The organism is Saccharopolyspora montiporae, assembly GCF_015209505.1.
Classification (GTDB): domain Bacteria; phylum Actinomycetota; class Actinomycetes; order Mycobacteriales; family Pseudonocardiaceae; genus Saccharopolyspora; species Saccharopolyspora montiporae.
Genome location: NZ_JADEYC010000015.1, coordinates 206,048 through 229,518 on the forward strand (window position 1 = coordinate 206,048; position 23,471 = coordinate 229,518).

At 71.8% G+C, this 23,471-nt stretch carries 23 protein-coding genes; 21 read left to right on the top strand and 2 right to left on the bottom strand.

What is annotated here, in order from left to right:
• Positions 1-166: 166 nt before the first annotated feature.
• From IQ251_RS10495 to IQ251_RS10505, 3 genes are all read left to right on the top strand, one after another.
• Complete coding sequence (locus tag IQ251_RS10495) at positions 167-1,201, top strand: NAD-dependent epimerase/dehydratase family protein (protein WP_193928300.1); 1,035 nt, start codon at positions 167-169, stop codon at positions 1,199-1,201.
• Between the two features lie 14 nt (positions 1,202-1,215).
• On the top strand, positions 1,216-2,145 hold the full coding sequence (locus IQ251_RS10500; RefSeq protein ID WP_193928301.1) for a lysophospholipid acyltransferase family protein: 930 nt from the start codon (positions 1,216-1,218) through the stop codon (positions 2,143-2,145).
• Positions 2,146-2,374: 229 nt separating this feature from the next.
• Positions 2,375-4,912 carry an ATP-dependent Clp protease ATP-binding subunit gene (locus IQ251_RS10505; protein WP_193928302.1) on the top strand — a complete coding sequence of 846 codons (2,538 nt, stop codon included), beginning with the start codon at positions 2,375-2,377 and terminating at the stop codon, positions 4,910-4,912.
• Positions 4,913-4,946: 34 nt separating this feature from the next.
• Here IQ251_RS10505 and IQ251_RS10510 read toward each other — a convergent pair whose 3' ends face one another.
• A complete protein-coding gene (locus tag IQ251_RS10510) occupies positions 4,947-5,831 on the bottom strand; it encodes an HAD family hydrolase (RefSeq protein ID WP_193928353.1) in 885 nt (294 codons plus the stop codon).
• A 209-nt stretch (positions 5,832-6,040) separates the two neighbouring features.
• Positions 6,041-6,901: a sigma-70 family RNA polymerase sigma factor gene (locus tag IQ251_RS20275; protein WP_370591320.1), complete on the bottom strand. Its 861-nt coding sequence runs from the start codon at positions 6,899-6,901 to the stop codon at positions 6,041-6,043.
• 403 nt (positions 6,902-7,304) lie between these two features.
• Between IQ251_RS20275 and IQ251_RS10520 the strand changes: the two genes are divergently transcribed.
• The 18 genes from IQ251_RS10520 (at position 7,305) to ccsB (ending at position 23,400) form a co-directional block, all read left to right on the top strand.
• The gene (locus tag IQ251_RS10520; RefSeq protein WP_193928303.1) at positions 7,305-7,547 is read left to right on the top strand and encodes a glutaredoxin family protein; all 243 of its coding nucleotides are present in this window, start codon (positions 7,305-7,307) and stop codon (positions 7,545-7,547) included.
• Positions 7,548-7,903: 356 nt separating this feature from the next.
• Entirely contained in the window at positions 7,904-8,743 is an 840-nt protein-coding gene (locus IQ251_RS10525; RefSeq protein WP_193928355.1) for a redox-sensing transcriptional repressor Rex, read from the top strand.
• Positions 8,740-10,152: a glutamyl-tRNA reductase gene (locus IQ251_RS10530; RefSeq protein ID WP_193928304.1), complete on the top strand. Its 1,413-nt coding sequence runs from the start codon at positions 8,740-8,742 to the stop codon at positions 10,150-10,152. The genes IQ251_RS10525 and IQ251_RS10530 overlap by 4 nt, the downstream gene beginning before the upstream one ends.
• The gene (gene hemC, locus IQ251_RS10535) at positions 10,149-11,084 is read left to right on the top strand and encodes a hydroxymethylbilane synthase (RefSeq protein WP_193928305.1); all 936 of its coding nucleotides are present in this window, start codon (positions 10,149-10,151) and stop codon (positions 11,082-11,084) included. The genes IQ251_RS10530 and hemC overlap by 4 nt, the downstream gene beginning before the upstream one ends.
• A gap of 18 nt (positions 11,085-11,102) precedes the next feature.
• Complete coding sequence (locus IQ251_RS10540; protein ID WP_193928306.1) at positions 11,103-12,635, top strand: bifunctional uroporphyrinogen-III C-methyltransferase/uroporphyrinogen-III synthase; 1,533 nt, start codon at positions 11,103-11,105, stop codon at positions 12,633-12,635.
• Positions 12,636-12,793: 158 nt separating this feature from the next.
• The gene (hemB, locus tag IQ251_RS10545; RefSeq protein WP_193928307.1) at positions 12,794-13,780 is read left to right on the top strand and encodes a porphobilinogen synthase; all 987 of its coding nucleotides are present in this window, start codon (positions 12,794-12,796) and stop codon (positions 13,778-13,780) included.
• Entirely contained in the window at positions 13,777-14,328 is a 552-nt protein-coding gene (locus tag IQ251_RS10550; RefSeq protein ID WP_193928308.1) for a hypothetical protein, read from the top strand. Before hemB ends, IQ251_RS10550 begins: the two co-directional genes overlap by 4 nt.
• Positions 14,329-14,378: 50 nt before the next feature.
• A complete protein-coding gene (locus IQ251_RS10555) occupies positions 14,379-14,876 on the top strand; it encodes a hypothetical protein (protein ID WP_193928309.1) in 498 nt (165 codons plus the stop codon).
• A 93-nt stretch (positions 14,877-14,969) separates the two neighbouring features.
• The gene (locus IQ251_RS10560) at positions 14,970-15,698 is read left to right on the top strand and encodes a hypothetical protein (protein WP_193928310.1); all 729 of its coding nucleotides are present in this window, start codon (positions 14,970-14,972) and stop codon (positions 15,696-15,698) included.
• The gene (locus IQ251_RS10565; protein WP_193928311.1) at positions 15,695-16,126 is read left to right on the top strand and encodes a hypothetical protein; all 432 of its coding nucleotides are present in this window, start codon (positions 15,695-15,697) and stop codon (positions 16,124-16,126) included. The genes IQ251_RS10560 and IQ251_RS10565 overlap by 4 nt, the downstream gene beginning before the upstream one ends.
• Positions 16,119-16,556: a transport-regulating membrane protein Mce1N gene (gene mce1N / locus IQ251_RS10570; protein ID WP_193928356.1), complete on the top strand. Its 438-nt coding sequence runs from the start codon at positions 16,119-16,121 to the stop codon at positions 16,554-16,556. Before IQ251_RS10565 ends, mce1N begins: the two co-directional genes overlap by 8 nt.
• A gap of 56 nt (positions 16,557-16,612) precedes the next feature.
• Positions 16,613-17,053: a hypothetical protein gene (locus IQ251_RS10575; RefSeq protein WP_193928312.1), complete on the top strand. Its 441-nt coding sequence runs from the start codon at positions 16,613-16,615 to the stop codon at positions 17,051-17,053.
• 173 nt (positions 17,054-17,226) lie between these two features.
• Positions 17,227-18,510 carry a glutamate-1-semialdehyde 2,1-aminomutase gene (gene hemL / locus IQ251_RS10580; protein ID WP_228046549.1) on the top strand — a complete coding sequence of 428 codons (1,284 nt, stop codon included), beginning with the start codon at positions 17,227-17,229 and terminating at the stop codon, positions 18,508-18,510.
• 1 nt (position 18,511) lies between these two features.
• On the top strand, positions 18,512-19,147 hold the full coding sequence (locus tag IQ251_RS10585; protein ID WP_193928314.1) for a histidine phosphatase family protein: 636 nt from the start codon (positions 18,512-18,514) through the stop codon (positions 19,145-19,147).
• A complete protein-coding gene (locus tag IQ251_RS10590) occupies positions 19,144-19,761 on the top strand; it encodes a TlpA family protein disulfide reductase (protein ID WP_193928315.1) in 618 nt (205 codons plus the stop codon). The genes IQ251_RS10585 and IQ251_RS10590 overlap by 4 nt, the downstream gene beginning before the upstream one ends.
• A 230-nt stretch (positions 19,762-19,991) precedes the next feature.
• A complete protein-coding gene (locus tag IQ251_RS10595; RefSeq protein ID WP_193928316.1) occupies positions 19,992-20,777 on the top strand; it encodes a cytochrome c biogenesis CcdA family protein in 786 nt (261 codons plus the stop codon).
• On the top strand, positions 20,777-22,396 hold the full coding sequence (resB, locus tag IQ251_RS10600) for a cytochrome c biogenesis protein ResB (RefSeq protein WP_193928317.1): 1,620 nt from the start codon (positions 20,777-20,779) through the stop codon (positions 22,394-22,396). The genes IQ251_RS10595 and resB overlap by 1 nt, the downstream gene beginning before the upstream one ends.
• On the top strand, positions 22,396-23,400 hold the full coding sequence (gene ccsB / locus IQ251_RS10605; protein WP_193928318.1) for a c-type cytochrome biogenesis protein CcsB: 1,005 nt from the start codon (positions 22,396-22,398) through the stop codon (positions 23,398-23,400). The genes resB and ccsB overlap by 1 nt, the downstream gene beginning before the upstream one ends.
• Positions 23,401-23,471 lie beyond the last annotated feature (71 nt).

The following is a 23,471-nucleotide window of genomic DNA, read 5'->3' on the forward strand; positions in this document are numbered from 1 at the left end:
CGGACGTCGTTTCGTTACCTCACGAATGGCGAGCCGTGGTCGCGATAACGGGTAGCATCACGGCGATCGGTCGTGGCCCGCGCCCGCCCAGCGGCAGCCCGGGTCGGCACAACGGCAGCCCTGGCCGGCACAGCGATAGCCCGGGTCGAACAGCGCAGGGGGACCCATGAGTCCGAACGTCGTGCTGGTGACCGGTGTGAGCCGGTTCCTCGGCGGCCACCTCGCCGCGCGCCTGGCCGCCGACCCGAGCATCGAACGGGTCCTCGGGGTGGACACCGTCCGTCCCGGACGTGATCTGCTGCGCAAGATGGGGCGCACCGAGTTCGTGCGCGCCGACATCCGCAACCCGCTCATCAACAAGGTGATCGACAGCAGTCACGTGGACACCGTGGTGCACGCCGCGGTCAACACGCACACCGGTTCCGGCGGGCGCGCCACGATGAAGGAAATGAACGTCATCGGCACGATGCAGCTGCTCGCCGCGTGCCAGAACTCCGCTTCCGTGCGCAAACTCGTGATCCGGTCGACCTGCGCGGTGTACGGCTCCAGCTCGCGGGACCCGGCGGTGTTCACCGAGGGCATCGAGCCCAAGGGGCTGCCCTCCTCCGGTTACGCCAAGGACGCCGCGGAGATCGAGGGCTATGTGCGCGGTTTCGGCAGGCGCAGGCCCGAGGTCGACATCACGATGCTGCGGTTCAGCAACCTGATCGGCCCGCGCATCGACGCGATGTTGCCCCGCTACTTCTCGCTGCCGGTGATCCCGACCGTATTCGGCTTCGACGCGCGCCTGCAGCTGCTGCACTCCGAGGACGCGCTGGCCGTGCTGGAGCACGCGACCCGGCAGGACCGCCCCGGCGTGTTCAACGTCGCCGGCGCCGGCGTGCTGCTGCTGTCCCAGGCGATCCGCCGCGCCGGCCGCCCCGCGGTGCCGCTGCCCGGTCTGGCGGTGCCCCCGCTGGCGCAGTTCTTCCGCGGCGCCCGGCTCGTCGACTTCTCCCCGGAGCAGTTGCGCTACCTCGGTTTCGGCCGGGTGCTGGACACCACGCGGTTGCAGGAGGAGTTCGGGTTCACCCCGCGGTGGACGACTCGGCAGGCGTTCGACGATTTCGTGCACGGCCGGGGGCTGCGCCCGATGATCGATCCGGACGACATCATGGCCGTCGAGCGCGGTGTGGGCGACGCGCTCGCGCGCATGCGCTGACACGAGGAGAAGCGATGGCGGACGCGCAGGTGATCCCGCTGCACAGCACGGAACGGGAACGGGATCGCCGCCCGCTGGCCGAGGAGACCGGGCAGGACGAGCCGGGCTGGCAGGAAGCCGTGCTGGACGCGCTGGCCTTCACCCGCAGGCGGCTGCTCGGCGACTACCGGGTGGACGAGTTCGGGTTCGACCGCGAGCTCAACGACGAGGTGTTCCTGCGCATCCTGCGCCCGTTCTACGAGCAGTGGTTCCGGGTGGACACCATCGGTACCCACCACGTCCCCGCCGAGCGCGGCGCGCTGGTGGTGGCCAACCATTCCGGCACGCTGCCGTGGGACGCGCTGATGACCACGGTCGCGCTGCACGACGATCATCCGGCGCACCGGCACCTGCGGATGCTGGCGGCGGATCTGGCGTTCCGGCTGCCCATGGTCGGTGCGGTGGCCCGCAAAGCCGGGCACACCCTGGCCTGCAACCCGGATGCGGAGCGCCTGCTCACCGGCGGTGAGCTGGTCGGCGTCTGGCCGGAGGGTTTCAAGGGGATCGGCAAACCGTTCAAGGACCGCTACAAGCTGCAGCGCTTCGGCCGGGGTGGTTTCGTCTCGGCCGCGCTGCGCACCGGGGCGCCGATCGTGCCGTGCGCGATCGTCGGGGCCGAGGAGATCTACCCCAAGCTCGCCGACATCCGCCCGCTGGCCCGGCTGTTCGGCGTGCCCTACTTCCCGATCACCCCGCTGTTCCCGCACTTCGGCGCGCTCGGCGCGGTTCCGCTGCCGTCCAAATGGTACATCGAGTTCGGTGAGCCGATCGAGACCGCCGACTACCCGGAAGGCTCGGCGGACGACCCGATGCTCGTCTTCAGCCTGACCGACCAGGTGCGCGAGCACATCCAGCAGATGCTGTACCGGCAGCTGTCCCAGCGCACCAACATCTTCCTCGGCTGAGCCCGCGTCCCAGGCGTTCACCCGAACCGGGCCGCCGCAAGCGGCGGCCCGACCTGCGCCGCGTTGCGGGACCCGCCGCGCCTTGGTGTATTCGTACCGGCCGGGGCCGCGCACCCGGTCACTGCCAGGTGGCCCGGCCGCCCGGGGCCCGCGGGGACCGATTCCCCGCGGAGGCACCGCGCCGCGCGGCCGGACCGGGAGCGTTCTCCGCCGCGAAGGATGGTGCACGATGAGCTTCCCGACCCCGTTCGGCTCCCAGGACCCCTTCGCCGATCTGCTGGACCGGTTCTTCGGCACGTCGCCGCGCAACGCGCCCCCGAACGTGCAGCGGGTGCCGATCGGCAGACTCCTCAGCGATTCGGCAACCGAGCTGCTGCGCACGGCTTCGGCGCGGGCCGAGCAGGACGGCAGCGCCGATCTGGACACCGAGCACCTGCTGTGGGCGGCCACCCGGGTCAGCCCGTCCCGCGACCTGCTGATCGCCGCCGGCGCCGAACCGGACCACCTCGCCGAGCGCATCGCCGAGATCCTGCCGGGCGCCTCCGGCCAGCCCTCGGCCGAACCGGGGCTGACGCCCGCGGCCAAGCGCGCGCTGATCGGCGCGCACGCCCGGTCGCAAGCCGCGGGGGTGTCCTACATCGGCCCGGAGCACATCCTCAGCGCCCTGCTCGACGACCCGAACTCGGCCGCGGTCAAGCTGTTGGACTCGCAGGAGATCAGCACGGGCAAGCTGCGCGAGCGGGTCGAGCGCTCCACGCAGGCCGAGGGGGCGCCGAATGCGCCGTCCAGCGAGACGCCGACGCTGGACGAGTACGGCAGGGACCTGACCGCCCAGGCCCGGTCCGGTGCGCTGGACCTCGTGGTGGGCCGTGGCGAGGAGATCGAGCAGACCGTGGAGATCCTCTCCCGGCGGACGAAGAACAACCCGGTGCTCATCGGCGAACCCGGCGTCGGCAAGACCGCGATCGTGGAGGGGCTGGCGCAGCGCATCATCGCGGGGGACGTCCCGGAGACGCTGCAGGACAAACGGGTGGTGGCCCTGGACATGACCGGCCTGGTCGCCGGTTCACAGTACCGCGGCGAGTTCGAGCAGCGGTTGAAGAAGGTCATCGATGAGGTCCGCGCGGCCGAGGGTTCGGTGATCATGTTCATCGACGAGCTGCACACCGTGGTCGGCGCGGGCTCGGCCGAGGGCAGCATGGACGCGGGCAACATCCTCAAACCGGCGCTGGCCCGCGGCGAACTGCACGTGGTCGGCGCGACGACCATCGACGAGTACCGCAAGCACGTGGAGAAGGACGCCGCCCTGGAGCGGCGCTTCCAGCCGGTGATGATCCCCGAGCCCACGGTGGCCGAGACGGTGGAGATCCTGCAGGGGCTGCGCGATTCCTACGAGGCGCACCACGGGGTCCGGTTCACCGATGAAGCGCTGGAATCGGCCGCCGTGTTGGCCGACCGCTACGTCAGCGACCGGTTCCTGCCGGACAAGGCGATCGACCTCGTCGACCAGACCGGTGCCCGCGTGCGGTTGCGCAGCCTCAACCGCAGCACCGGCGTCCGCGAGCGGGAGGACGAGATCGCCAAGTTGCGCCGGGAGAAGGACCAGGCCGTCTCGGCCGAGGACTACGACCGGGCCGCGGAGATCAAGCACCGGCTGGAGGTCGCCGAGGGCGAGCTCGCCGGGCAGGCCGAGCGCCGCGAAGGCGTCGCCGACGTCACCCCGCAGGACATCGCCGAGGTCCTGTCCCGGCGCACCGGGATCCCGGTCGCCCAGCTCACGGCCAGCGAGAAGGACCGACTGATGAACCTGGACGAGGCCATGCACGAGCGCGTGGTGGGTCAGCAGGAGGCCGTGGCCGCGGTCGCCGAGGCCGTGCGGCGCAGCCGCGCCGGGATGGGCGATCCGGACCGGCCGATCGGCTCGTTCCTGTTCCTGGGGCCGACCGGTGTCGGCAAGACCGAGCTGGCCAAGACGCTGGCGGCGAACCTGTTCGGCGACGAGCAGCGGCTGGTGCGGTTCGACATGGGCGAGTTCCAGGAGAAGCACACCGTGTCCCGGCTGCTCGGCGCCCCGCCCGGCTACGTCGGCTACGAGGAGGCGGGCCAGCTCACCGAGAAGGTGCGCAGGCAGCCGTACAGCGTGCTGCTGTTCGACGAGATCGAGAAGGCGCACCGGGACGTGTTCAACGCGCTGCTGCAGGTGCTCGACGACGGGCGGCTGACCGACGCGCAAGGGCGCACCGTGGACTTCCGCAACACGGTGATCATCATGACCAGCAACATCGGCGCCCAGCGGATCCTCGCGCACGAGGGCGCGGTGGACGAGATCCGCGACCAGCTGATGGACGATCTGCACGGCTGGCTGGCGCCGGAGTTCCTCAACCGGGTGGACGAGATCATCATCTTCCAGCGGCTCGGCGAGGACGAGCTGGCGCGGATCGTGGACCTGATGCTGGCGCGCAGCAGGCGGCTGCTGCGCGCGCAGGACGTCGATCTGGAGATCACTGACGAGGCAAAGCAGTGGCTGACCCGCCGCGGTTACCAGCCCGAGTTCGGCGCCCGGCCGCTGCGCCGCACGATCCAGAGCCAGCTGGACAACCGGATCTCGCGGTTGCTGCTGGCCGGGGACGTGCAACCGGGAGACACGATCGTCGCCTCGATCGAGGACGACGAGCTGGTCACGACCCTGGCGCGGCCGAGTGCGAGCGGCGGGGTCCCGGAGCAGGCCTCCGGGCGCGAACCCAGTTCCGAGGCCGCGCCCACCTGAGCCGACACCGCAGCGGGGCCCGCCGCGGTCGTCGTCAGGAGCGGTCGCGCCGCCGGTAGGCCAGACCGGCGGCGACCGCACCGGCGAGGGCGCTGGCCCCCAGCATCGAGTGCATGCCGATGCGGGCGGCCTTGCGCCCGGTGCGGAAGTCGCGGATCTGCCAGCCGCGGTCCCGGGCGATCTCGCGCAGGCCCTGGTCCGGGTTGACCGCCACCGCGGTGCCGACCGTGGACAGCATCGGCACGTCGTTGGCCGAGTCCGAGTACGCGGTGCAGCGGCGCAGGTCCAGGCCTTCACTGGCCGCCAGTGCGCGGACCGCGTGCGCCTTGGCCCTGCCGTGCAGCATCTCGCCGACCAGCCTGCCGGTGTAGATGCCGTCCGTGCTCTCGGCCACCGTGCCCAGTGCGCCGGTCAGGCCGAGCCGGCGCGCGATGATCTGCGCGAGCTCGACCGGGGTCGCGGTGACCAGCCACACCCGCTGCCCGGTGTCCAGGTGCCGCTGCGCGAGTTCGCGGGTGCCCGCCCAGATGCGGTCGGCCATCAGCTCGTCGTAGATCTCCTCGCTGAGCTCCACCAGCTCGCAGACCTTGCGCCCGGCGACGAAGGACAGCGCCTGCTCCCGGCTCGCTTGCATGTCTTGCGCGTTCTCCCGGCCGCCGACCCGGAACTTGAGCTGCTGCCAGGCGAATCCGGCCAGGTCGGAGGCGGTCAGGAACTTGCGGGCGGCCAGTCCGCGGGCGAAGTGGAACAGCGAGGCGCCCATCATCATCGTGTTGTCCACGTCGAAGAACGCGGCTGCGGTGAGATCGGCCGGGGTGGTCAGCGAGGCGTCCGGTTCACCCGCCGCGGCCACGGCCGCTTCGGCGGACGCCCGCCCGGCGACCTTCGCGCTGTCGAAGCTCTCCATCCGCCGGGGCATCCGTGGGCCGTCCTGATCCGCATCGTCGACCGAGCCCTGCCGTGTCGGCACCGCCGCGCCTCCCGGGTCTCGCCGGTGTTGTCTGGTCGCCCGACGGCCGCCGGGCCCGGCCGTCCGGGTGGTCCGGTCCCGACCACTTTCCAGCTTAAGACCTGAGTCCAACCGGCGGCGGTCACCTGGCCGCGTTCGGAGCGTCCGCCCGTCGCTGCTCAGCGCAGGTCGTCCGGCAGCAGTTGGGCCAGGCGCCGGATCGCCCGGTGTTGTAAAGCTTTGATCGCACCTTCGTTGCGTCGCATCGCCGCGGCGGTTTCCGTGACGGAAAGGCCTTGCAGGAACCGCAGGTGGATGCATTCGCGCTGGTCGGGGTTCAGCCGCCGCACGCAGCTGAGCAGCTCGTGGTTGGTGGCATTGGTGAGCACGTGCTGCTCGGGGCCCGCCGAGGTGCGGCCGGCCGGCGTGGTGTCGGCCAGGTCGGAGGTCGGCACTTCCAACCGGTTCCGGCTGGACTTGATGTGGTCCAGGATCAGGTTCTTGGCGATGGTGATGAACCACGCCGCGACGTCGCGCCCCTGGTAGCTGACCGAGGCGATGCGCCGCATGGCTCGCAGGAAGGTCTCGCTGGTGATGTCCTCGGCCAGGCAGTGGTCGCTGACCCGGAACAGCACGTAGCGGTAGACGATCTGCGCGTACTCGTCGTAGAGGCGGCCGAACGCGTCCGTGTCGCCGCGCTGCGCTGCGCGCACGTAGGCCCAGTTGGTGCCGCCCTGGCGCACGGCGATGCGACGCGCGGGATCGGCGGCCCCCCGCTCCGGAGTCCCCGCGGGTTCCGCGGGGCCGAGGTGTTCGGAGGTGCCGGGATGGTCCGGGGACCCGGGATGTTCGGGGAACCCGGGGTGGTCGAGGGGCCCGGGGTGGTCGAGGGGCCCCGGGTGGTCGGGGGCGGCCGGGTACTCGACGGTTCCGGGGACCGCGGGCACCGCGGTGTGTTCGGGGGAGTCCCGTGCTGCCGGGTGGTCGGAGCTGATCGGGGTGAGCGGGGTGGCGCGGGTGAGCGTGTTCGGCGTGCTCATGACTCCGACCTCCTGCCGTCGTTGGCGGACCGGCCTTCCGTGGCGCGGGGGACGAGCGCGTGCCGGGCTGCCACCGTCCTGCGGGTTGGGGCAGCAGCATACGGGTAGCTACTCATAAGTAGGTAGTGCAAAGCAGTGATGAGATGAACGCGTTGCGTGATGTTGTGGCGGGGGTCGCCGCAGTTTGGTGGTGATTTCCGCCACGCGAAAGAGTGGTTCAGTTCTCCGGAGAGTGTTCGCAATCACCGGTGGTCACTCCGTCGGCGCGTAACCTCGGAGGTCCGGTGCGGGCGCGCCGCGTCAGCCGCCCACCGCGGCTGCGCGTCCCGCCGCCCGGACGCGCCGGGGCGCGCGGAACCTGGTAATCGTGCTCGGCGTCCGGTTCGCGAGACAGGGAGAAGGCATGCCCGAAGTGACCGTGCTGACCCGTGCGGAGTGCCACGCCTGCGTGGACGCGGTGCAGGACGTGCAGCGGATCTGCGCGGAGTTGGGCGCCGACTGGTCGAGCGCCGACGTGGACGCCGATCCGGAGCTGCGCGCCGAGTACGGCGACCGGGTCCCGGTGATCTTGATCGATGGAGCCGAGCACGGATTCTGGCGGGTGGAGGAGCAGCGGCTGCGCGCCGCGCTGGCGAGCTCGCCCTGACCCGGCCCACGTGCCGCAGACCACGCGTTTTGGCACGTCGAGGGGGCATCAGCAATGATGTCGCGAGGAGGTTCGCGGAAGCGGTGCGGCAGCGGTCCGGTGACTTTGTGCATGCGTTCACAAATGGTTACGGTGTGGCGGGCGGTGCCCCCGGGTGCTCGATGTCGGATCGGGTGCCGGACCGGACGGGTCTCGCCGGGCTCGGGTGCCGAGCCGGTTGGACCGGCCGCCCCGGTGCCGTGTTCCTGCCTCCAGCGAAGCCGGAAGTGCGGGCCGGTGGGGCGAGCGCGCCATGGCGCGGGCGAATGCAGCAGGCAGGGTGAGGGAGATCCAGCGTGGCGGTCCACGGAGCGGACATGCAGGACGGTGACGGGTCGGGTGCCGGCGGTACCGGATCCCCGGAGCCGGCGATCGAGGTCCCCGCTGCCCGCGAGCGGGCCCGCGCGATCCCGGAGGCAGCGGTGGCACGGCTGGCCGTGTACCTGCGGGTGCTGTCCGGGATGGCCGAGCAGGAGGTCACGACCGTCTCCAGCGAGGAGTTGTCCGCCGCTGCCGGGGTGAACTCCGCGAAGCTGCGCAAGGACCTCTCCTACATCGGGAGCTACGGCACGCGCGGGGTCGGTTACGAGGTGGCGGTGCTCATCGGGCAGATCGAGCGCACGCTCGGGCTCACCCGCAAGCACAGCGTCGCCGTCGCCGGGATCGGCAACCTCGGGCACGCGCTGGCCAACTACGGGGGCTTCCCGAGCCGGGGCTTCCCGGTGTCCGCGCTGTTCGACATGGACTCGGACCTGATCGGTGTCCCGGTCGGCGGCATCCCGGTGGACCACATCGATGACATCGAGCAGGTGTGCATCGAGCGCGAGGTCACCATCGGTGCGATCGCGACGCCGGCGCAGGGCGCGCAGGAGGTCTGCGACCGGCTGGTCGCCGGCGGCGTCGCGTGCATCCTGAACTTCGCCCCGGTGGTCCTCCAGGTTCCGGAGGACGTCGAAGTGCGCAAGGTCGATTTGGCGGTGGAGATGCAGATCCTGTCGTTCCACGTGGCGCGGCGCCAGCAGGACGCCGACGCTCCCGAGACCGCCGGCGGTTCCGGTGTGGCCGGGGTGGACGGCGTGGACGTCGGACCGCCGGGGACGTCCGGCCGGATGTCCCAGGAGATCGACCCCGTGAACAGGATGGTGGAACGGCTGTGAACCTGATCACCGTCGGCATGTCGCACCGCACGGCACCGGTGCGCACGCTGGAGCGCGTGGCCATCCCGGCCGACCAGCTGGACAAGATCCTCGGCGAGCTCCTGCACAGCGACCACCTCTGCGAAGCGTTCGTCACCTCCACCTGCAACCGGGTCGAGGTGTACGCGGTCGCCGAGACCTTCCACGGCGGGCTGGACGACGTGACCCGGGTGCTGGCGCGGCACGCCGGTGCCGAGGTCGCCGAGCTCGCCGACCACCTCTACGTGTACTACGCCGGGGCCGCCGTCGAGCACCTGTTCTCGGTCGCCGCCGGGCTGGATTCGATGGTCGTCGGCGAGGCGCAGATCCTCGGCCAGCTGCGGCACTCCTACGCCGCGGCGGACGCGGCCGGGACCGTGGGCAAGACGCTGCACGAGCTCGCGCAGCAGGCGCTGCGGGTCGGCAAGCGGGTGCACGCCGAGACCGACATCGACGCCGAAGGCGCCTCGGTCGTCTCCGAGGGGCTGGCCGACGCGGACACCGCCCTCGACGGCCTGGCCGGACGCAGCGCGCTGCTGGTCGGCGCCGGGTCGATGGGTGGGCTGGCGGCCGCGCAGCTGCGCCGCGCGGGCATCGGCGAGGTGGTGATCGCCAACCGCACCGCGGCGAACGGGCAGCGGCTGGCCGAGGCGCTGCAGGCCGAGGGCGTCAGCGCGCACGCGCGGGAACTGGACGGCCTGCACGACGCGATCTCCGCCGCGGACCTGGTCGTGACCTGCACCGGTGCGGTGGGCACGGTGATCACCGAAGAGGTGGCCTCCACCGCGCTGGCCGGGCGCGGTGCCCGGCCGCTGGTCTTCTGCGACCTGGGCCTGCCCCGGGACACCGCTCCCGAGATCGCCGCGCTGCCCGGCGTGGCCGTGGTCGACCTGGCGACGCTGCAGCAGCGGCTGACCGAGCAGCGCGGTGCGGGCGAGGCCGAACGCGCCGCGGAGATCGTGGCCGAGGAACTGCGCGGCTACCTCGCCGCCCAGCGGTCGGCCGAGGTGACCCCGACGGTGACCGCGCTGCGCAAGCGCGCCGCCGAGGTGGTCGACGCGGAGCTGCTGCGGCTGGACTCCAAGCTGCCCGAGCTGGAGGAGGGCGTCCGCGACGAGCTGGACCGCGCGGTGCGGCGTGTCGTGGACAAGCTGCTGCACACCCCGACCGTCCGCGTCAAGCAGCTGGCGTCGGTGCCCGGTGGTTCCGGGTACGCCGATGCCCTCCGCGAACTCTTCGAACTGGATCCGCAGACCACCGCCGTCCTCGGCTCCCCGCAGGCCGACGAAGTGCTGCCCGGCGGGGCCAGCGTGGCGAGCACGCAGTGGGCCAAGGCCGCCGGCAACGGTGAGCTCTGCGATCTCCCCGAGCAGGACGGTGAGGACCGTTGATGGCAACACTGCGCATCGGAACGCGCGGTAGTGCGCTGGCCATGGCCCAGAGCAGCTGGGTCGCCGAGCGGCTGGAGGACGCCGGGTACCGCACCCAGCTGGTGTCGGTGAGCACCCCGGGCGACCGCTCGTCGGCGCCGATCTCCGAGATCGGCGTCGGGGTGTTCACCTCCGCGCTGCGCGAGGCGTTGGCCGCGGGTGAGGTCGACGTGGCGGTGCACTCGTACAAGGATCTGCCGACCGATCCCGACCCCCGGTTGTCACTGGCCGCCGTCCCGGTCCGCGAGGACCCGCGGGACGCGCTGGTGGCGCGGGACGGGCTGACGCTCGGTGAACTGCCCCCGGGCTCCGTCGTGGGCACCGGTTCGCCGCGCCGCGCCGCCCAGATCCGGGCCCTCGGCCTCGGTCTGGAGGTGCGCGGCATCCGCGGCAATGTGGACACCCGCATGCGCAAGGTGACCGACGGCGAGGTGGACGCCGTCGTGCTCGCTCGCGCCGGGCTGGCCCGGGTGGGCCGGCACGAGGTGATCACAGAAACGCTCGATCCGCTGCAGATGCTGCCCGCGCCCGCCCAGGGCGCGCTCGCAGTGGAGTGCCGCGTCGACGACGTGGACAACGAGCACCTGCTGCAGTCCGTTCTGGACGATCCGGCCAGCCGCGCTGCGGTGGCCGCCGAGCGCGCCATGCTGGCCGCGCTCGAAGCAGGCTGTAGCGCGCCCATCGGCGCGCTGGCCGACGTGGTGGAGGACCTCGACGCAGATGGCCGCGTGGCGCAGCGGCTGTCCGTGCGCGGGGTGGTTGCGACCGGTGACGATCAGCTGGTCCGCGCCTCCGTTGCTGGTGAGACGACCGCCGCCGAGCAGCTTGGCCGTGATCTGGCCGATGAGCTGCTCGATGCCAGGGCCGCGATGCTCAGCGGCCCCGGGCAGTAGTTGATGGGGAGTGCCCTGATGACCCGAGCACGCAAGACCCCCGGACGGATTGCTTTCGTGGGCTCCGGTCCTGGTGACGCCGGACTGCTCACCGTTCGGGGCCGGGATGCGATCACCCGTGCCGCGGTGCTGGTGACCGACCCGGACGTACCTGCCGACATCGTCGGCATGGCGGCGGACGGCGCCGAAGTGCGCCCCGCCGTGGGCGATCCGGCGGATGTGGCCAAGGACCTGGCCAACGAGGCCGCGAACGGCCGACCGGTGGTGCGCCTCGTGGCGGCCGATCCGCTGACCGCGGACGCGGTCGTGCGGGAGGTCCGCGAGGTCGCCGAAACCGGCAGCACCTTCGACGTGATCCCCGGTGTCACCGCGGGCAGTGCGGTTCCCGCGTACGCGGGCATCGCGCTCGGCGCGGTGCACACCGAGGTGGATGTCCGCGGTGACGTGGACTGGGCCGCGCTGGCCGCGGTACCCGGTGCCCTGGTGCTGCACACCACGGGCAGCCACCTCGCCGAGGCCTCCTCCGCGCTGGTGGAGCACGGCAGGCCCGCGCAGACGCAGGTGGCGGTGACCTCCAACGGCACCACGGTGCAGCAGCGCACGATCGACACGACGCTGGCTTCGCTGGCCGCCGATGCCGGTGAGCTGCAGGGCAACCTGGTCGTGACGATCGGCGAGGTGTCCGCGGACCGCAGCGGTCTGTCCTGGTGGGAGTCCCGCGCCCTGTACGGCTGGAAGGTCTTGGTGCCGCGCACCAAGGAGCAGGCCGGTGTGATGAGTGACCGGCTCTGGTCGCACGGTGCCGTGTCGCACGAGGTGCCCACCATCTCGGTGGAGCCGCCGCGTTCGCCCGCGCAGATGGAGCGTTCGGTCAAGGGCTTGGTGGACGGTCGCTACCAGTGGGTCGTGTTCACCTCGGCCAACGCGGTGCGCGCCGTGCTGGAGAAGTTCGCCGAGTTCGGCCTGGACGCCCGGGCCTTCTCCGGCGTGAAGATCGCCTGCGTCGGCGAGTCCACTGCGGACAAGGTGCGCGATTTCGGCATCACGCCGGAACTCCTGCCTTCCGGTGACCAGTCCAGCGAGGGATTGCTGGAGGACTTCCCGCCGCACGACGACATCCTGGACCCGGTCGACCGGGTCCTGCTGCCGCGCGCGGACATCGCCACCGAGACGCTGTCCGCTGGCCTGCGCGAGCGCGGCTGGGAGGTGGACGACGTGACGGCCTACCGGACCGTGCGCGCCGCGCCGCCGCCCGCCGAGACCCGCGAGATGATCAAGACCGGCGGGTTCGACGCGGTGTGCTTCACGTCCTCGTCGACCGTGCGCAACCTGGTCGGCATCGCGGGCAAGCCGCACGCGCGGACCCTGGTGGCCTGCATCGGCCCGAACACCGCGGAGACCGCCAAGGAATTCGGCCTGCGGGTGGACGTGCGGCCCGAGGTCGCCAGCGTGGAGGCGCTCGTGGACGCGTTGGCCGAGCACGCCGCCCGGCTGCGCGCCGAGGGCGCGCTCCCGCCGCCGAAGAAGGCCAAGCGCGCGCGCCGCAGCTGAGCCGCCGATGACGGCCGGGCGGGGAGCGTCCCCGCCCGGCCGTCATCGTCTTTCCCACCGCTGTGCGCAATGCCGCACCGCCCGGCGCGGTGAGCGGCTCGCCCGGATCGCTAGGCTCGGGTGGACATCCCCGTCCAGCCCGTTTGGGAGCCGCCCCGATGTACCCCTCGCACCGGCCCCGCCGGCTGCGCCGCAATCCGGCGGTACGCCGACTGGTCTCCGAGACCTCCGTGCAGCCCCGCCATCTGGTGCTGCCGATGTTCGTGCGCGAGGGCATCGACGAGCCCGCGCCGATCCCGTCCATGCCCGGTGTCGTCCAGCACACCCGGGATTCGCTGCGCGCCGCGGCGGCCGAGGCCGTCGAGGCCGGTGTCGGCGGGCTGATGCTGTTCGGCGTGCCCGCTGAGCGGGACGCGACCGGCTCCGGTGCGGTGGATCCGGACGGCGTCCTCAACGCGGCGCTGCGCGACCTGTCCGCCGATCTCGGCGATGACGCGGTCCTGATGGCGGATTTGTGCCTGGACGAGTTCACCGACCACGGCCACTGCGGGGTGCTTCGCCCGGACGGCACCGTGGACAACGACCGCACGCTGCAGCTCTACGGCGAGATGGGTGTGGTGCAGGCGCAGTCCGGGGCGCACGTGGTCGGCCCGAGCGGGATGATGGACGGCCAGGTCGGCGTCATCCGGGAATCCCTCGATGCCACCGGTTTCGCCGACACCGCGATCCTGGCCTATTCGGCCAAGTACGCCTCCGCGTTCTACGGGCCGTTCCGGGACGCGGTGGACTCCCAGCTGCAGGGCGATCGCAAGACCTACCAGCAGGACCCGGCCAACGGGCGCGAGGCGCTGCGCGAAGCGGACCTGGACCTCGCCGAGGGCGCGGACATGGTCATGGTGAAGCCGATCATGTCCTACCTGGATGTGCTGCGCGATGTCGCCGGGGTGGCCGACGTCCCGGTCGCCGGGTACCAGGTCTCCGGGGAGTACGCGATGATCGAGGCCGCCGCCGCCAACGGCTGGCTCGACCGGGAGCGCACGGTGCTGGAGTCGCTGACCTCGATCCGCCGCGCCGGGGCGGACGTGATCCTGACCTACTGGGCCGCCGAGGCCGCCCGCTGGTTGCGGGGCGGTGACCGGGCATGAGCGACCGGTCGCAGCTGGACGAGTCCGGGTCTTCCGCGGGGGAAGCGCCGGCAGTGCCGGAATGGTTGCGCCGGGCCCGCTGGGTCTGGCTGGGCGCGATGCTGCTCGGCCTGCTGGCCAGTGTCGTACAGCTCGCCGACCGCGAGACGCTGGTCGCCGAGATCCGCGAGCGCTCGCCGGAGTTGTCCCAGCAGGAGGTGGATGCGGCGACGAACTCCGGCATCCTGTTCACCCTGCTGGTCAGCGCGCTGACGCTGATGGTGGTGCTGCTGCTGACCAACCGGATGCTGCAGGGCGTCAACTGGGCGCGGCTGGTGCTCACCGCGTGGGCGGGCTTCGAGGTTTTCGCGATGTTCATCACGGCGATCGGCCTGGCGGTGCTGGGCCGGGGCACCATCGAGCAGCTCGCCGGGCAGTCGGTGAGCGCCGTGGAGCTGCTGGCCCAGGTGCTGGTCACCGCACTGGAGATCGCCGCGATCGTGCTGATGTTCCGCCCCGAGGTCAACGAGTACTTCCGGCGGATGCGGCCGCGGTTGCGCCGCCGCTGAGCCACACGTGCGCGTTGGACAACGGAATTGTCGGTTTCTAGCCTGGGGCGGTGACGCAACCCGATCCGTTCGAGGCGACTCCGCCGGACGAACCGAGCAAGCCCGATCGTCCCAAGGCCTTGGACCAGTCCTTCTGGTGCGGCGTGGCGAGCGTGGTGATCGGGTTCCTGGTGGTCATCACCGGTTTCGTGCTGATGCCCGCCGGTGATCTCGACGCGGTGCTGCAGGAGGTCGCCCGGCAGGAACCGAGCCTGTCGCCCGAGCAGATCCGCAGCGTCTACGACGCGACGATGATCGTGACCCTGGTGTTCCTGGTGGTCATCGCGGCTGGGTGGATCCTGTTCCTGCACCAGATGCGGCGCGGGTACAACTGGGCCCGGATCGTGATCACCGTGGTCGGTGGGCTGTGGGCCGTGCTGACGCTGCCCTCGATCGCCACCGGCGGGGAGGGCTCGCTGCTGGCGATCCTGCAGCTGATCGCGATCGGCGCGACCGTGGTGCTGGCGTTCCGGCCGGAATCCAACGCCTACCTCAGGTCGGCGTCCTGATCGGCTCCCGGTTCGCATCCTGATCGGCTCAGCCGCGGCCGTTTCCGCCGAGCGAGTGGACACGGCACCGCGCCGCTCCCTACCGTTTCGCCCGTGACATCGCCGCAGCATCCCTGGAGCCGACCCGACGCCGGGCAGGGCTCGTGGAACCAGCAGTCCGCGTGGGGCGCTCCGGCTCCCCACTACCCGGCGCAGCAGTACCCGGCTCCGCAGCATCCGGCTCCGCAGCCAGGAGAGGCGCGCCCGAAGACCGCCGAGGCGGCGTTCTGGATCAGCGTGGTGATTCCGCTGCTGGCCACGGTGCTGGCCGTGGTCGGCTACCTCTTGCTGCTGAACTTCATCAGCACCATGTTCGACGCCACAGCCGGCTCCGGGCGGGCGGCCCCGGAAAGCGACGAGGTGCTGGCCGGGCTGCAGAGCTTCCTGCTGGTCTTCTTCATCTCGCTGACGGTGGCCTACCTCGTGCTGACCGCGCTGTGGATCGTGTTCGGGTTCAAGATGCGCGCCGGGAAGAACTGGGCGCGGGTCGTGCTGACCGTGTTCGCCGGGCTGTGGGTGCTGGTCAGCATGGGCATGCTGCCGAACGCGGGTGGGATGACCGCCTTCTCCGCCGGTGAACTGCCGGGCGGGGTCGAACCGCCGGGCGGGCTGATCGCGCTCGGCTTCGCGCAGGCCGCGGTGGGGCTGCTGGGCATGATCGCGTTCCTGCTGCTGGCGTTCGCCGGTCCGTCCAACCGCTACTTCCGGGCGGTGGCGGGGCAGGGTCCTGGCACCGCCCCCGGATATCCGGGCCATGCGGGCTATCCCGGTGCGGGCCGGTGAGCGGGTCGACCCCCGCCCCGCGCATGCTGCGGGTGTCCATCGTGCTCTGGTGGATCGTGGCGGTGGTGCTGCTGCTGCAGACGGGGTCGATGTGGCTGGGCCGCGCCGAGCTGCCCGGTGTGCTGCTGCGCCAGGGCGCCGTCGGCGCCGGGGCCGCGCAGGACCGCGCCGAGCACCTGTTGTTGGTGAACACCCTGGTGGCGGTGGTCTTCGCCGCCGCTTACCTCGCCTTGGGCGCGGCGCTGTTCCGAAGGCGGCCGTGGGCGCGGATCGCGCTGTCCGCGGTGGGGGTGCTGCACCTGCTGATGTTGCTGGGGACCGGGGCGGTGCTCAGCGTGAATGCGGTGGTGCTGGTCATCGGTGCCGCAGCGGCCGTCCTGCTGTGGCGCAGGCCCAGCGGCGATTGGATCGCGGGTGAGCATGACTGATCCGGTGCTGTTCGCCGAACGCGGCAGCAGCTGGTGGCCGGTGCTGTGGGGACCCGCGTTCGCCCTGGCCGGGCTGCTGTTCGAGCTGCTCACTCCGGGCCCGGTGCACGCGTGGACCTGGCTGCTGGTCGGCGGTGCGCTCGCCGCGGGCGCGGCGGTGTGGGTGCACGGGCGGCGCAGGCTGGTCTCGGTGCGGCTCACCCCGGACCTGCTGGTGCAGGGTCGCGAGGAGCTGGCGGTGTCCCGGATCAGCGCGGTGGCCGAGGTCGGGCCGCAGGTCGGCGCGCGGGTGCTCGGCGGGAGCTGGACCACGCCCAAGGGCACCGCCGAGGTCCCGCTGCGGTTGGCCGACGGGGAGGTCGTGCTCGCCTGGGCGCGGGATCCCGCGGGGCTGTCCGCCGCCGTCGCCGCGCGCATCGGTGAAGCATGAGCCGCGGCCGGTGCACGGTGTCGGCGGGCGCCTCCGGTCGTGAGACGCTGCAGCGCGTGACGTCTCCGCAACCGCACCACCCGAGCGCTCGGCAGGGAGCGCAGGACCGGGAACTCGGGCAGGACTCGGACCCCGGGCAGGACCGGGAACCTGGGCAGGAAACGGAATTCACCGCCGAGCAGGGTGATCCCACCGCCACCGGCCTCGGCGAACCGCGGCGGGTGGCGGTGGCCGGCGCCGAGCTGCTCGTCGTCCTCGCGCTGGTGCTGGTGACCTGGTGGGCCTGGGGTCGCGGAACCGTCCTCGTCGACATGCCCGCGGTGACCGGTGAGCAGGGCGCGGTGCAGCAGGTGACCCGCTCGCTCGGCAACTGGCAGGCGGCCGCGATCGGTGCGGCCACCGCGGCCGGGCTGGTGCTGCTCGACCTGTGCCGCCAGCTGTGGTTGGGTCCGCGGCCCGGTCGCCGCACGCGCGCCGGTACCGGACGGCCGGGCTGACACCGGCTCGCCGCGCAGGTCGCACCGGCCGGGCGGCCGGAAACCTTCCGCGGGTGTGACCGGGACCGCGCGCGGGGTGCGGCCGGACACTCCGGACCGCCTGTCAGACTGGAGTCGTGACAGCCGAGACTCCAGCGACCCCGAACAACGACCCGGCCCCGCGTTCGCGGCAGCTGTTCGACCGCGCTGTCGAGGTGACCCCCGGCGGCGTCAACTCCCCGGTGCGGGCGTTCCACTCGGTCGGCGGCTCCCCGCGGTTCATGGTGCGCGGCTCCGGCCCGCGGCTGTGGGACGCGGACGGCCACGAGTACGTGGACCTCGTCTCCTCCTGGGGCCCGATGATCAACGGGCACGCGCACCCCGACGTGGTCGGTGCGGTGCGCGAGGCGGCCACGGACGGGCTCTCGTTCGGCACGCCCGGAGCCGGTGAGATCGACCTCGCGCAGGAGATCATCGACCGGGTCGAGCCGGTGCAGCAGGTGCGGCTGGTCAACTCCGGCACCGAGGCCACGATGAGCTCGGTGCGGCTGGCCAGGGCGTTCACCGGCCGCCGCAAAGTGCTCAAGTTCGCGGGCTGCTACCACGGTCACGTCGACTCGCTGCTGGCCGGCGCGGGTTCCGGACTGGCCACACTCGGCCTGCCCAGCACCCCCGGCGTCACCGGCGCGCAGGCCGCGGACACCATCGTCGTCCCGTACAACGACCTCGATGCGGTGCGCGGCGCGTTCGCCGAGCACGGCGAGGACATCGCCTGCGTGATCACCGAGGCCGCCGCGGGCAACATGGGCGCGGTCGCCCCGCAGCCGGGCTTCAACGCCGGCCTGCGCGAGATCACCCGCGACTCCGGCGCCCTGCTCATCATGGACGAGGTGATGACCGGATTCCGCGTCTCGCGCGCGGGCTGGTTCGGTGTGGACGGTGTCGCGGGCGACCTCTACACCTTCGGCAAGGTGATGTCCGGCGGTTTGCCCGCCGCGGCGTTCGGCGGCCGCGCGGACGTCATGGAGCTGCTGGCACCGTCCGGACCCGTGTACCAGGCCGGAACACTGGCCGGGAACCCGGTCGCGGTGGCCGCCGGACTGGCCAACCTGCGCGCCGCCGATGCGGACGCCTACGCGGCGCTGGACCGCAACAGCCTGCGGCTCGGCGACCTGCTCACCGGCGCGCTCACCGAGCAGGGCGTGCCGCACCAGCTGTCCCGCGCCGGGAACATGCTCAGCGTGTTCTTCTCCGCGGAGCCGGTGCACGACTTCGAGCAGGCCCAGCAGCAGCAGACTTGGCGTTTCCCCGGGTTCTTCCACGAACTGCTCGCGCGCGGTGTCTACCCGCCGCCGAGCGCGTTCGAGTGCTGGTTCGTCAACGCGGCCATGGACGACGCCGCCTTCGAGACCATCGAGAACGCGCTGCCGCACGCGGCGCGCGCCGCCGCGGCGGCCACCCCGCCGCCGGAGGCGTGAGGTGGACGCGCCGCGCACGGTCGTGCACTTCCTGCGCCACGGCGAGGTGCACAACCCGGAGCAGATCCTCTACGGCAGGCTGCCCGGCTACCGGCTGTCCGACCGGGGCGAGCAGCAGGCCGAGGCGGTCGCCGAATTCCTCGCCGACCGGGACATCGCGCAGGTGGCGGCCTCACCGCTGCAGCGCGCGCAGCAGACCGCGGGGCCCCTCGGGGCGGCGTTCCAGCTCGACGTGCACACCGACGAGCGGCTGATCGAGGCGGACAACCGGTTCGAAGGCCTGCGGGTTTCGGTGGGCGACGGGGCGCTGCGCTCGCCGCAGCACTGGCCGAAGCTGTGGAACCCCTTCCGGCCGTCGTGGGGCGAGCCCTACCTGCAGATCGCGCACCGCATGCTCGGGGCCGCGCAGCGCGCCCGCGAGGCGGCCGACGGCCACGAGGCGGTGTGCGTGTCCCACCAGCTGCCCATCTGGACGCTGCGGCGGTTCCTGGAGGGCAAGCCTATGTGGCACGACCCGCGGCGGCGGCAGTGCTCGCTGGCCTCGCTGACCAGTCTGGTGTTCCGCGGTGCTGAGCTGGTTCGCGTCGCCTACGTCGAACCGGCAGGCGGAACCGATCCGAAGGTGACCGGCGCATGAACCCCTTCCGAGGCAGGACGACCAACCGGCTGCTGACCCGAGTCGCCGTGCTCACCGCGGTGCTGGCCTTCCTCGCGGGATGCGCCACCGGGGACGGCGAGGACAACGGGATGGGCGAGGAGTTCACCTTCGTCTCCCCGGGCGGGCAGACGCGGATCTTCTACCCGCCGGAGGAGCGCGGTGCGGTGACCGGGCTGTCCGGGGAGAGCCTGATGCGCGAGGGCGAGCAGGTCGGGCTGGACGACTTCCGCGGCCAGGTCGTGGTGCTCAACGTCTGGGGTTCCTGGTGCGGGCCGTGCCGCGCCGAGGCCGACGACCTGCAGGCGGTGCAGGACAAGACCGCCGACCAGGGCGTGCAGCTGCTCGGCATCAACGTGCGCGACGAGCAGTCCGCGGCGGCGGACTTCCACCGCGACCGCGGGCTGACCTATCCGTCCCTCTTCGACCCGTCCGGCCGCTCGCTGCTGGCGTTGCAGAACTTCCCGCGCAGCACCGTTCCGGCGACGATCGTGCTGGACCGCGACCACCGGGTCGCTGCGGTGTTCCTCACCGAGATGCTGGAGAGCGACCTGCTGCCCGAGGTGCAGAAGGTGGCCAACGAACCCGCCGCATGACGCGGGATTCCCCGCGCCGCGCGGGCGTCGGCGGGTGAGACCTCCCGGGATGTGCGGTTTTCCGGGTCGGACCCCGTCCCGCGCCGTGCACACTTCGGCCCGGTTATCCGGGACCTAGGTCCCTGGCGTGCGTACTTCCTGCTGGCTACGGGCTGCTCACCAGCGATGATGTGTCCCCGTTCACCGAGGGTGGTGCAGGGCGGCGCGCGGCTTCCTCCTACCCTCGATGCGTGGACCCGACCGAGCTCGCCGCTAACGGCCCCCTGCTGTTCGCGGCGTGCGTCGCGGTGCTGGCCGGTGCGGTGAGCTTCGCGTCACCGTGCGTCGTCCCGCTCGTGCCGGGCTATCTCGCGTACTTGGCGGGCGTCGTGGGCGCCGACGCTCCGCCGGTGGACGAGGCCGAGGTGGCCGCGCAGGATCGTCGCGGCAGGTGGCGCGTGGTGGGGGCGGCCCTGCTGTTCGTGCTCGGCTTCAGCGCGGTGTTCACCGCGAGCGCGGTGCTGCTGCTGGGTCTGTCCGACGCGCTGCTGGCCAACGAGCTGGTGCTGCAGCGCATCGGCGGCGTGGTGACCATCGCGATGGGCCTGGTCTTCCTCGGGCTGATCCCCGCGCTGCAGCGCGATGTGCGGGTGCACCGGGTCCCCCGGGCGGGGATCTGGGGTGCGCCGCTGCTGGGCGCGGTCTTCGGGCTCGGCTGGACGCCGTGCTTGGGGCCGACGCTGGTCGGCGTGATGTCGGTCGCGGTGGGGACCGATGTGGACACCGGGACCGCGGTCCGCGGCGTGCTGCTCGTCGCCGCGTACTGCATCGGTCTCGGCGTGCCGTTCCTGCTGCTCGCGCTCGGCGCCCGGTGGGCGGTGCGCAGCGCGGGCTGGCTGCGCAGGCGCGGCCGCGCGATCCAGATCGCGGGCGGCCTGCTGCTGGTCGTGGTGGGCTTGCTGCTCGTCACCGGTTTGTGGGGAGAACTGATCGCGATGCTCCGTGGCCCGATCAACGCGTACGAATTGCCGATCTGATGCGCACGCACCTGAAGACAGCGCTGGCGTTCCTGCGCAACACCTGGCGCGGGCTGACGTCCATGCGCACCGCTCTGGTGCTGCTGTTCCTGCTGGCGATGGCGTCGCTGCCCGGTGCGCTGATCCCGCAGCGCTCGCAGAACCAGACCGAGGTCGACCGCTACTTCGACGAGTACCCGACGCTGGCGCCGGTGCTCGATGATCTGGGCGTGTTCGAGGTCTTCAGCTCGGTGTGGTTCGCCTCGATCTACGTGCTGCTGTTCATCTCGCTGATCGGCTGCCTCGTCCCGCGGTGCGCGGAGCACTACCGGCAGTGGCGGGCCAAACCCGTGCGCACGCCGCGCAACCTGTCCCGGATGCCGCACCACGCGGAGACCACCGTGGACGGTTCGGTGGATGACGCGCTCGGTGCCGCGCGCAGCAGGCTGCGCGGGTGGCGCACCGCCGAGGAGGAGGAGCCCGACGGCGCGCGCTCGATCAGCGCCGAACGCGGTTACCTCCGCGAGGCGGGCAACCTGATCTTCCACTTCGCGCTGGTCGGGCTGTTGATCGCGTTCGCAGGCGGCAAGCTCTACAACTACGAGGGCCAGGTCATCGTGATGGCCGACGGCTCGGAGTTCTGCAACGCCGGGACCTACAACTACGACTCGTTCATCGCCGGGCTCAATGTCGACGGCACCGGGCTGAACGAGTTCTGCGTGCGCGTCAACGACTTCGACGTGCAGTACCAGCACACCGGCCAGGTGCAGAGCTACGTGGTGGACACCGAGTACCAGTCCACCGAGGACCTGCAGACCGGGCAGTGGCAGCCGCACCGGCTGGAGGTGAACCACCCGCTGCGCACGTCCGGCGACCGCGTCTACCTCACCGGCAACGGGTATGCGCCGCAGTTCACGGTCACCTTCCCGGATGGCCAGCAGCGCACCCAGCTCACCCAGTGGCAGCCGGTGGACGTGCCCACCATGCTGTCCCAGGGCGCCACCAAGTTCGACCGGCCCGGGGTGGAGGACGAGCGCGAGCGGCGGCAGAACCAGATCGCGGTGTCCGGTCTGTTCGCCCCGACGCCCGCGTTCGACGGTGCGGTGCTGAGCTCGCAGTTCCCGGACCTGAACGACCCCACCGTCGCGGTGGACGTGCTGCGCGGCGACCTCGGCCTGGATTCCGGCCGCGGCCAGTCGATCTTCAGCGTCGACCAGCAGATGGTCGAGCAGGGCAGGCTCAACCGGGAGGCCCGGGAGAACCTCCGCGTGGGCGAGGAGGTCCGGTTGGCGGACGGCACCACGGTGCGTTTCGACGGCGTGGAACGGTTCGCGAACCTGCAGGTCTCGCACGATCCCACGCAGATGTGGGTGCTGGGCTTCGCGATCCTGATCATCGCCGGGATCGGGGCGTCGCTGACCATCAAGCGCCGCCGGGTGTGGGTCCGCGCCCGGCCCGCCGACCCGGCCGATCCGGATGCCGGGCGGACGATCGTGGAGATCGGCGGCCTGGCGCGGACCGACCAGGCCGGGTACGGCGAAGAGTTCTACACGCTGACCGAGGACATCCTCGGAACGGACGCCGATCGAACGTCGGAGACACGTGCGGACCTCGGGGCCGCGCGCGGAAGGAATGACTGATGGCGGTCAACGAAACGTTGTCGACGTACAGCGACATGGCCTACGCGACCTCCGTGGTCCTGTACATGTTCGCGATGTTGCTGTACTTCGCGGAGTTCTCCTACAAGCGCTCGGCGAATCCGGCTGCCGCGGCGCAGCGCGAGCGGGAGCTCGTCGGCGCGGGCGGCGGTTCCGCCGCGGGAACCGGGGTGGGCCGGGTCGAAACCCCGGCCAAGCGCCCGATGGCCGAGCGCCTCGGCGGTATGGCGGTCGCGATCACCGTGCTCGGTGCGCTCGTGCACGGGGCTTCGCTGATCGCCCGCGGTGTCTCCACCGGCCGCGCGCCGTGGGGCAACATGTACGAGTTCGGTTCGTCGATCTGCCTGGCCGCCGTGCTGGCGTGGCTGATCGTGCTCTACCGCCAGTCCCGCAAGGTGCACCGGGACACCACCGCCGTCCAGCTGCGGGCCTTGGGCGGCTTCCTGATGCTGCCGGTGGCGGTGTTGCTCTTCCTGTCCGGCACGGTGCTCTACGCGGAGGCTTCCCAGCTGGAGCCCGCGCTGCAGTCCTACTGGATCGTGATCCACGTCTCCGCCGCGATCGTGTCCACCGGCGTGCTGCTGCTCGCCGGGGTGGCCAGCCTGCTCTACCTGGTGCGGGTCCGGCACGAGAACAGCCCGGAGAAGATGGCCGCCGTCGGTTCCCGACTGCCCGGCAGCCGGGCGCTGGACCGGGTGGCCTACCGGGCGACCGTGATCATCTTCCCGGTCTGGACGTTCGCCATCGTGGCCGGTGCGATCTGGGCCGAGGCGGCGTGGGGCCGGTTCTGGGGCTGGGACCCGAAGGAGACCGTCTCGTTCATCGCCTGGATCGTCTACGCGGCCTACCTGCACGCGCGGGCCACGGCCGGGTGGCGCGGGGTGCGTTCCGCGTGGATCAACGTGTTCGGCCTCGCGGTGATGATCTTCAACCTGTTCTTCATCAATATCGTCGTGGCGGGCCTGCACTCCTACGCCGGGATCTGACCGGTGCCCGGCCGTGCCGGGAATGCCGGTGCGGTCGGGGTTCCGGGCCGTGCGCGGCCGCCCGCCGCGGC

Excerpts from the sequence above, each read along its gene's own strand:
- IQ251_RS10540 (WP_193928306.1), top strand. The coding sequence starts at position 11,103 with ATGACCCGAGCACGCAAGACCCCCGGACGGATTGCTTTCGTGGGCTCC.
- ccsB (WP_193928318.1), top strand. The coding sequence starts at position 22,396 with ATGGCGGTCAACGAAACGTTGTCGACGTACAGCGACATGGCCTACGCG.
- IQ251_RS10495 (WP_193928300.1), top strand. The coding sequence starts at position 167 with ATGAGTCCGAACGTCGTGCTGGTGACCGGTGTGAGCCGGTTCCTCGGC.
- hemB (WP_193928307.1), top strand. The coding sequence starts at position 12,794 with ATGTACCCCTCGCACCGGCCCCGCCGGCTGCGCCGCAATCCGGCGGTA.
- IQ251_RS20275 (WP_370591320.1), bottom strand. The coding sequence starts at position 6,901 with ATGAGCACGCCGAACACGCTCACCCGCGCCACCCCGCTCACCCCGATC.
- IQ251_RS10525 (WP_193928355.1), top strand. The coding sequence starts at position 7,904 with ATGCAGGACGGTGACGGGTCGGGTGCCGGCGGTACCGGATCCCCGGAG.
- IQ251_RS10550 (WP_193928308.1), top strand. The coding sequence starts at position 13,777 with ATGAGCGACCGGTCGCAGCTGGACGAGTCCGGGTCTTCCGCGGGGGAA.
- resB (WP_193928317.1), top strand. The coding sequence starts at position 20,777 with ATGCGCACGCACCTGAAGACAGCGCTGGCGTTCCTGCGCAACACCTGG.
- IQ251_RS10590 (WP_193928315.1), top strand. The coding sequence starts at position 19,144 with ATGAACCCCTTCCGAGGCAGGACGACCAACCGGCTGCTGACCCGAGTC.
- IQ251_RS10520 (WP_193928303.1), top strand. The coding sequence starts at position 7,305 with ATGCCCGAAGTGACCGTGCTGACCCGTGCGGAGTGCCACGCCTGCGTG.
- IQ251_RS10510 (WP_193928353.1), bottom strand. The coding sequence starts at position 5,831 with ATGCCCCGGCGGATGGAGAGCTTCGACAGCGCGAAGGTCGCCGGGCGG.
- mce1N (WP_193928356.1), top strand. The coding sequence starts at position 16,119 with ATGACTGATCCGGTGCTGTTCGCCGAACGCGGCAGCAGCTGGTGGCCG.
- IQ251_RS10505 (WP_193928302.1), top strand. The coding sequence starts at position 2,375 with ATGAGCTTCCCGACCCCGTTCGGCTCCCAGGACCCCTTCGCCGATCTG.
- IQ251_RS10500 (WP_193928301.1), top strand. The coding sequence starts at position 1,216 with ATGGCGGACGCGCAGGTGATCCCGCTGCACAGCACGGAACGGGAACGG.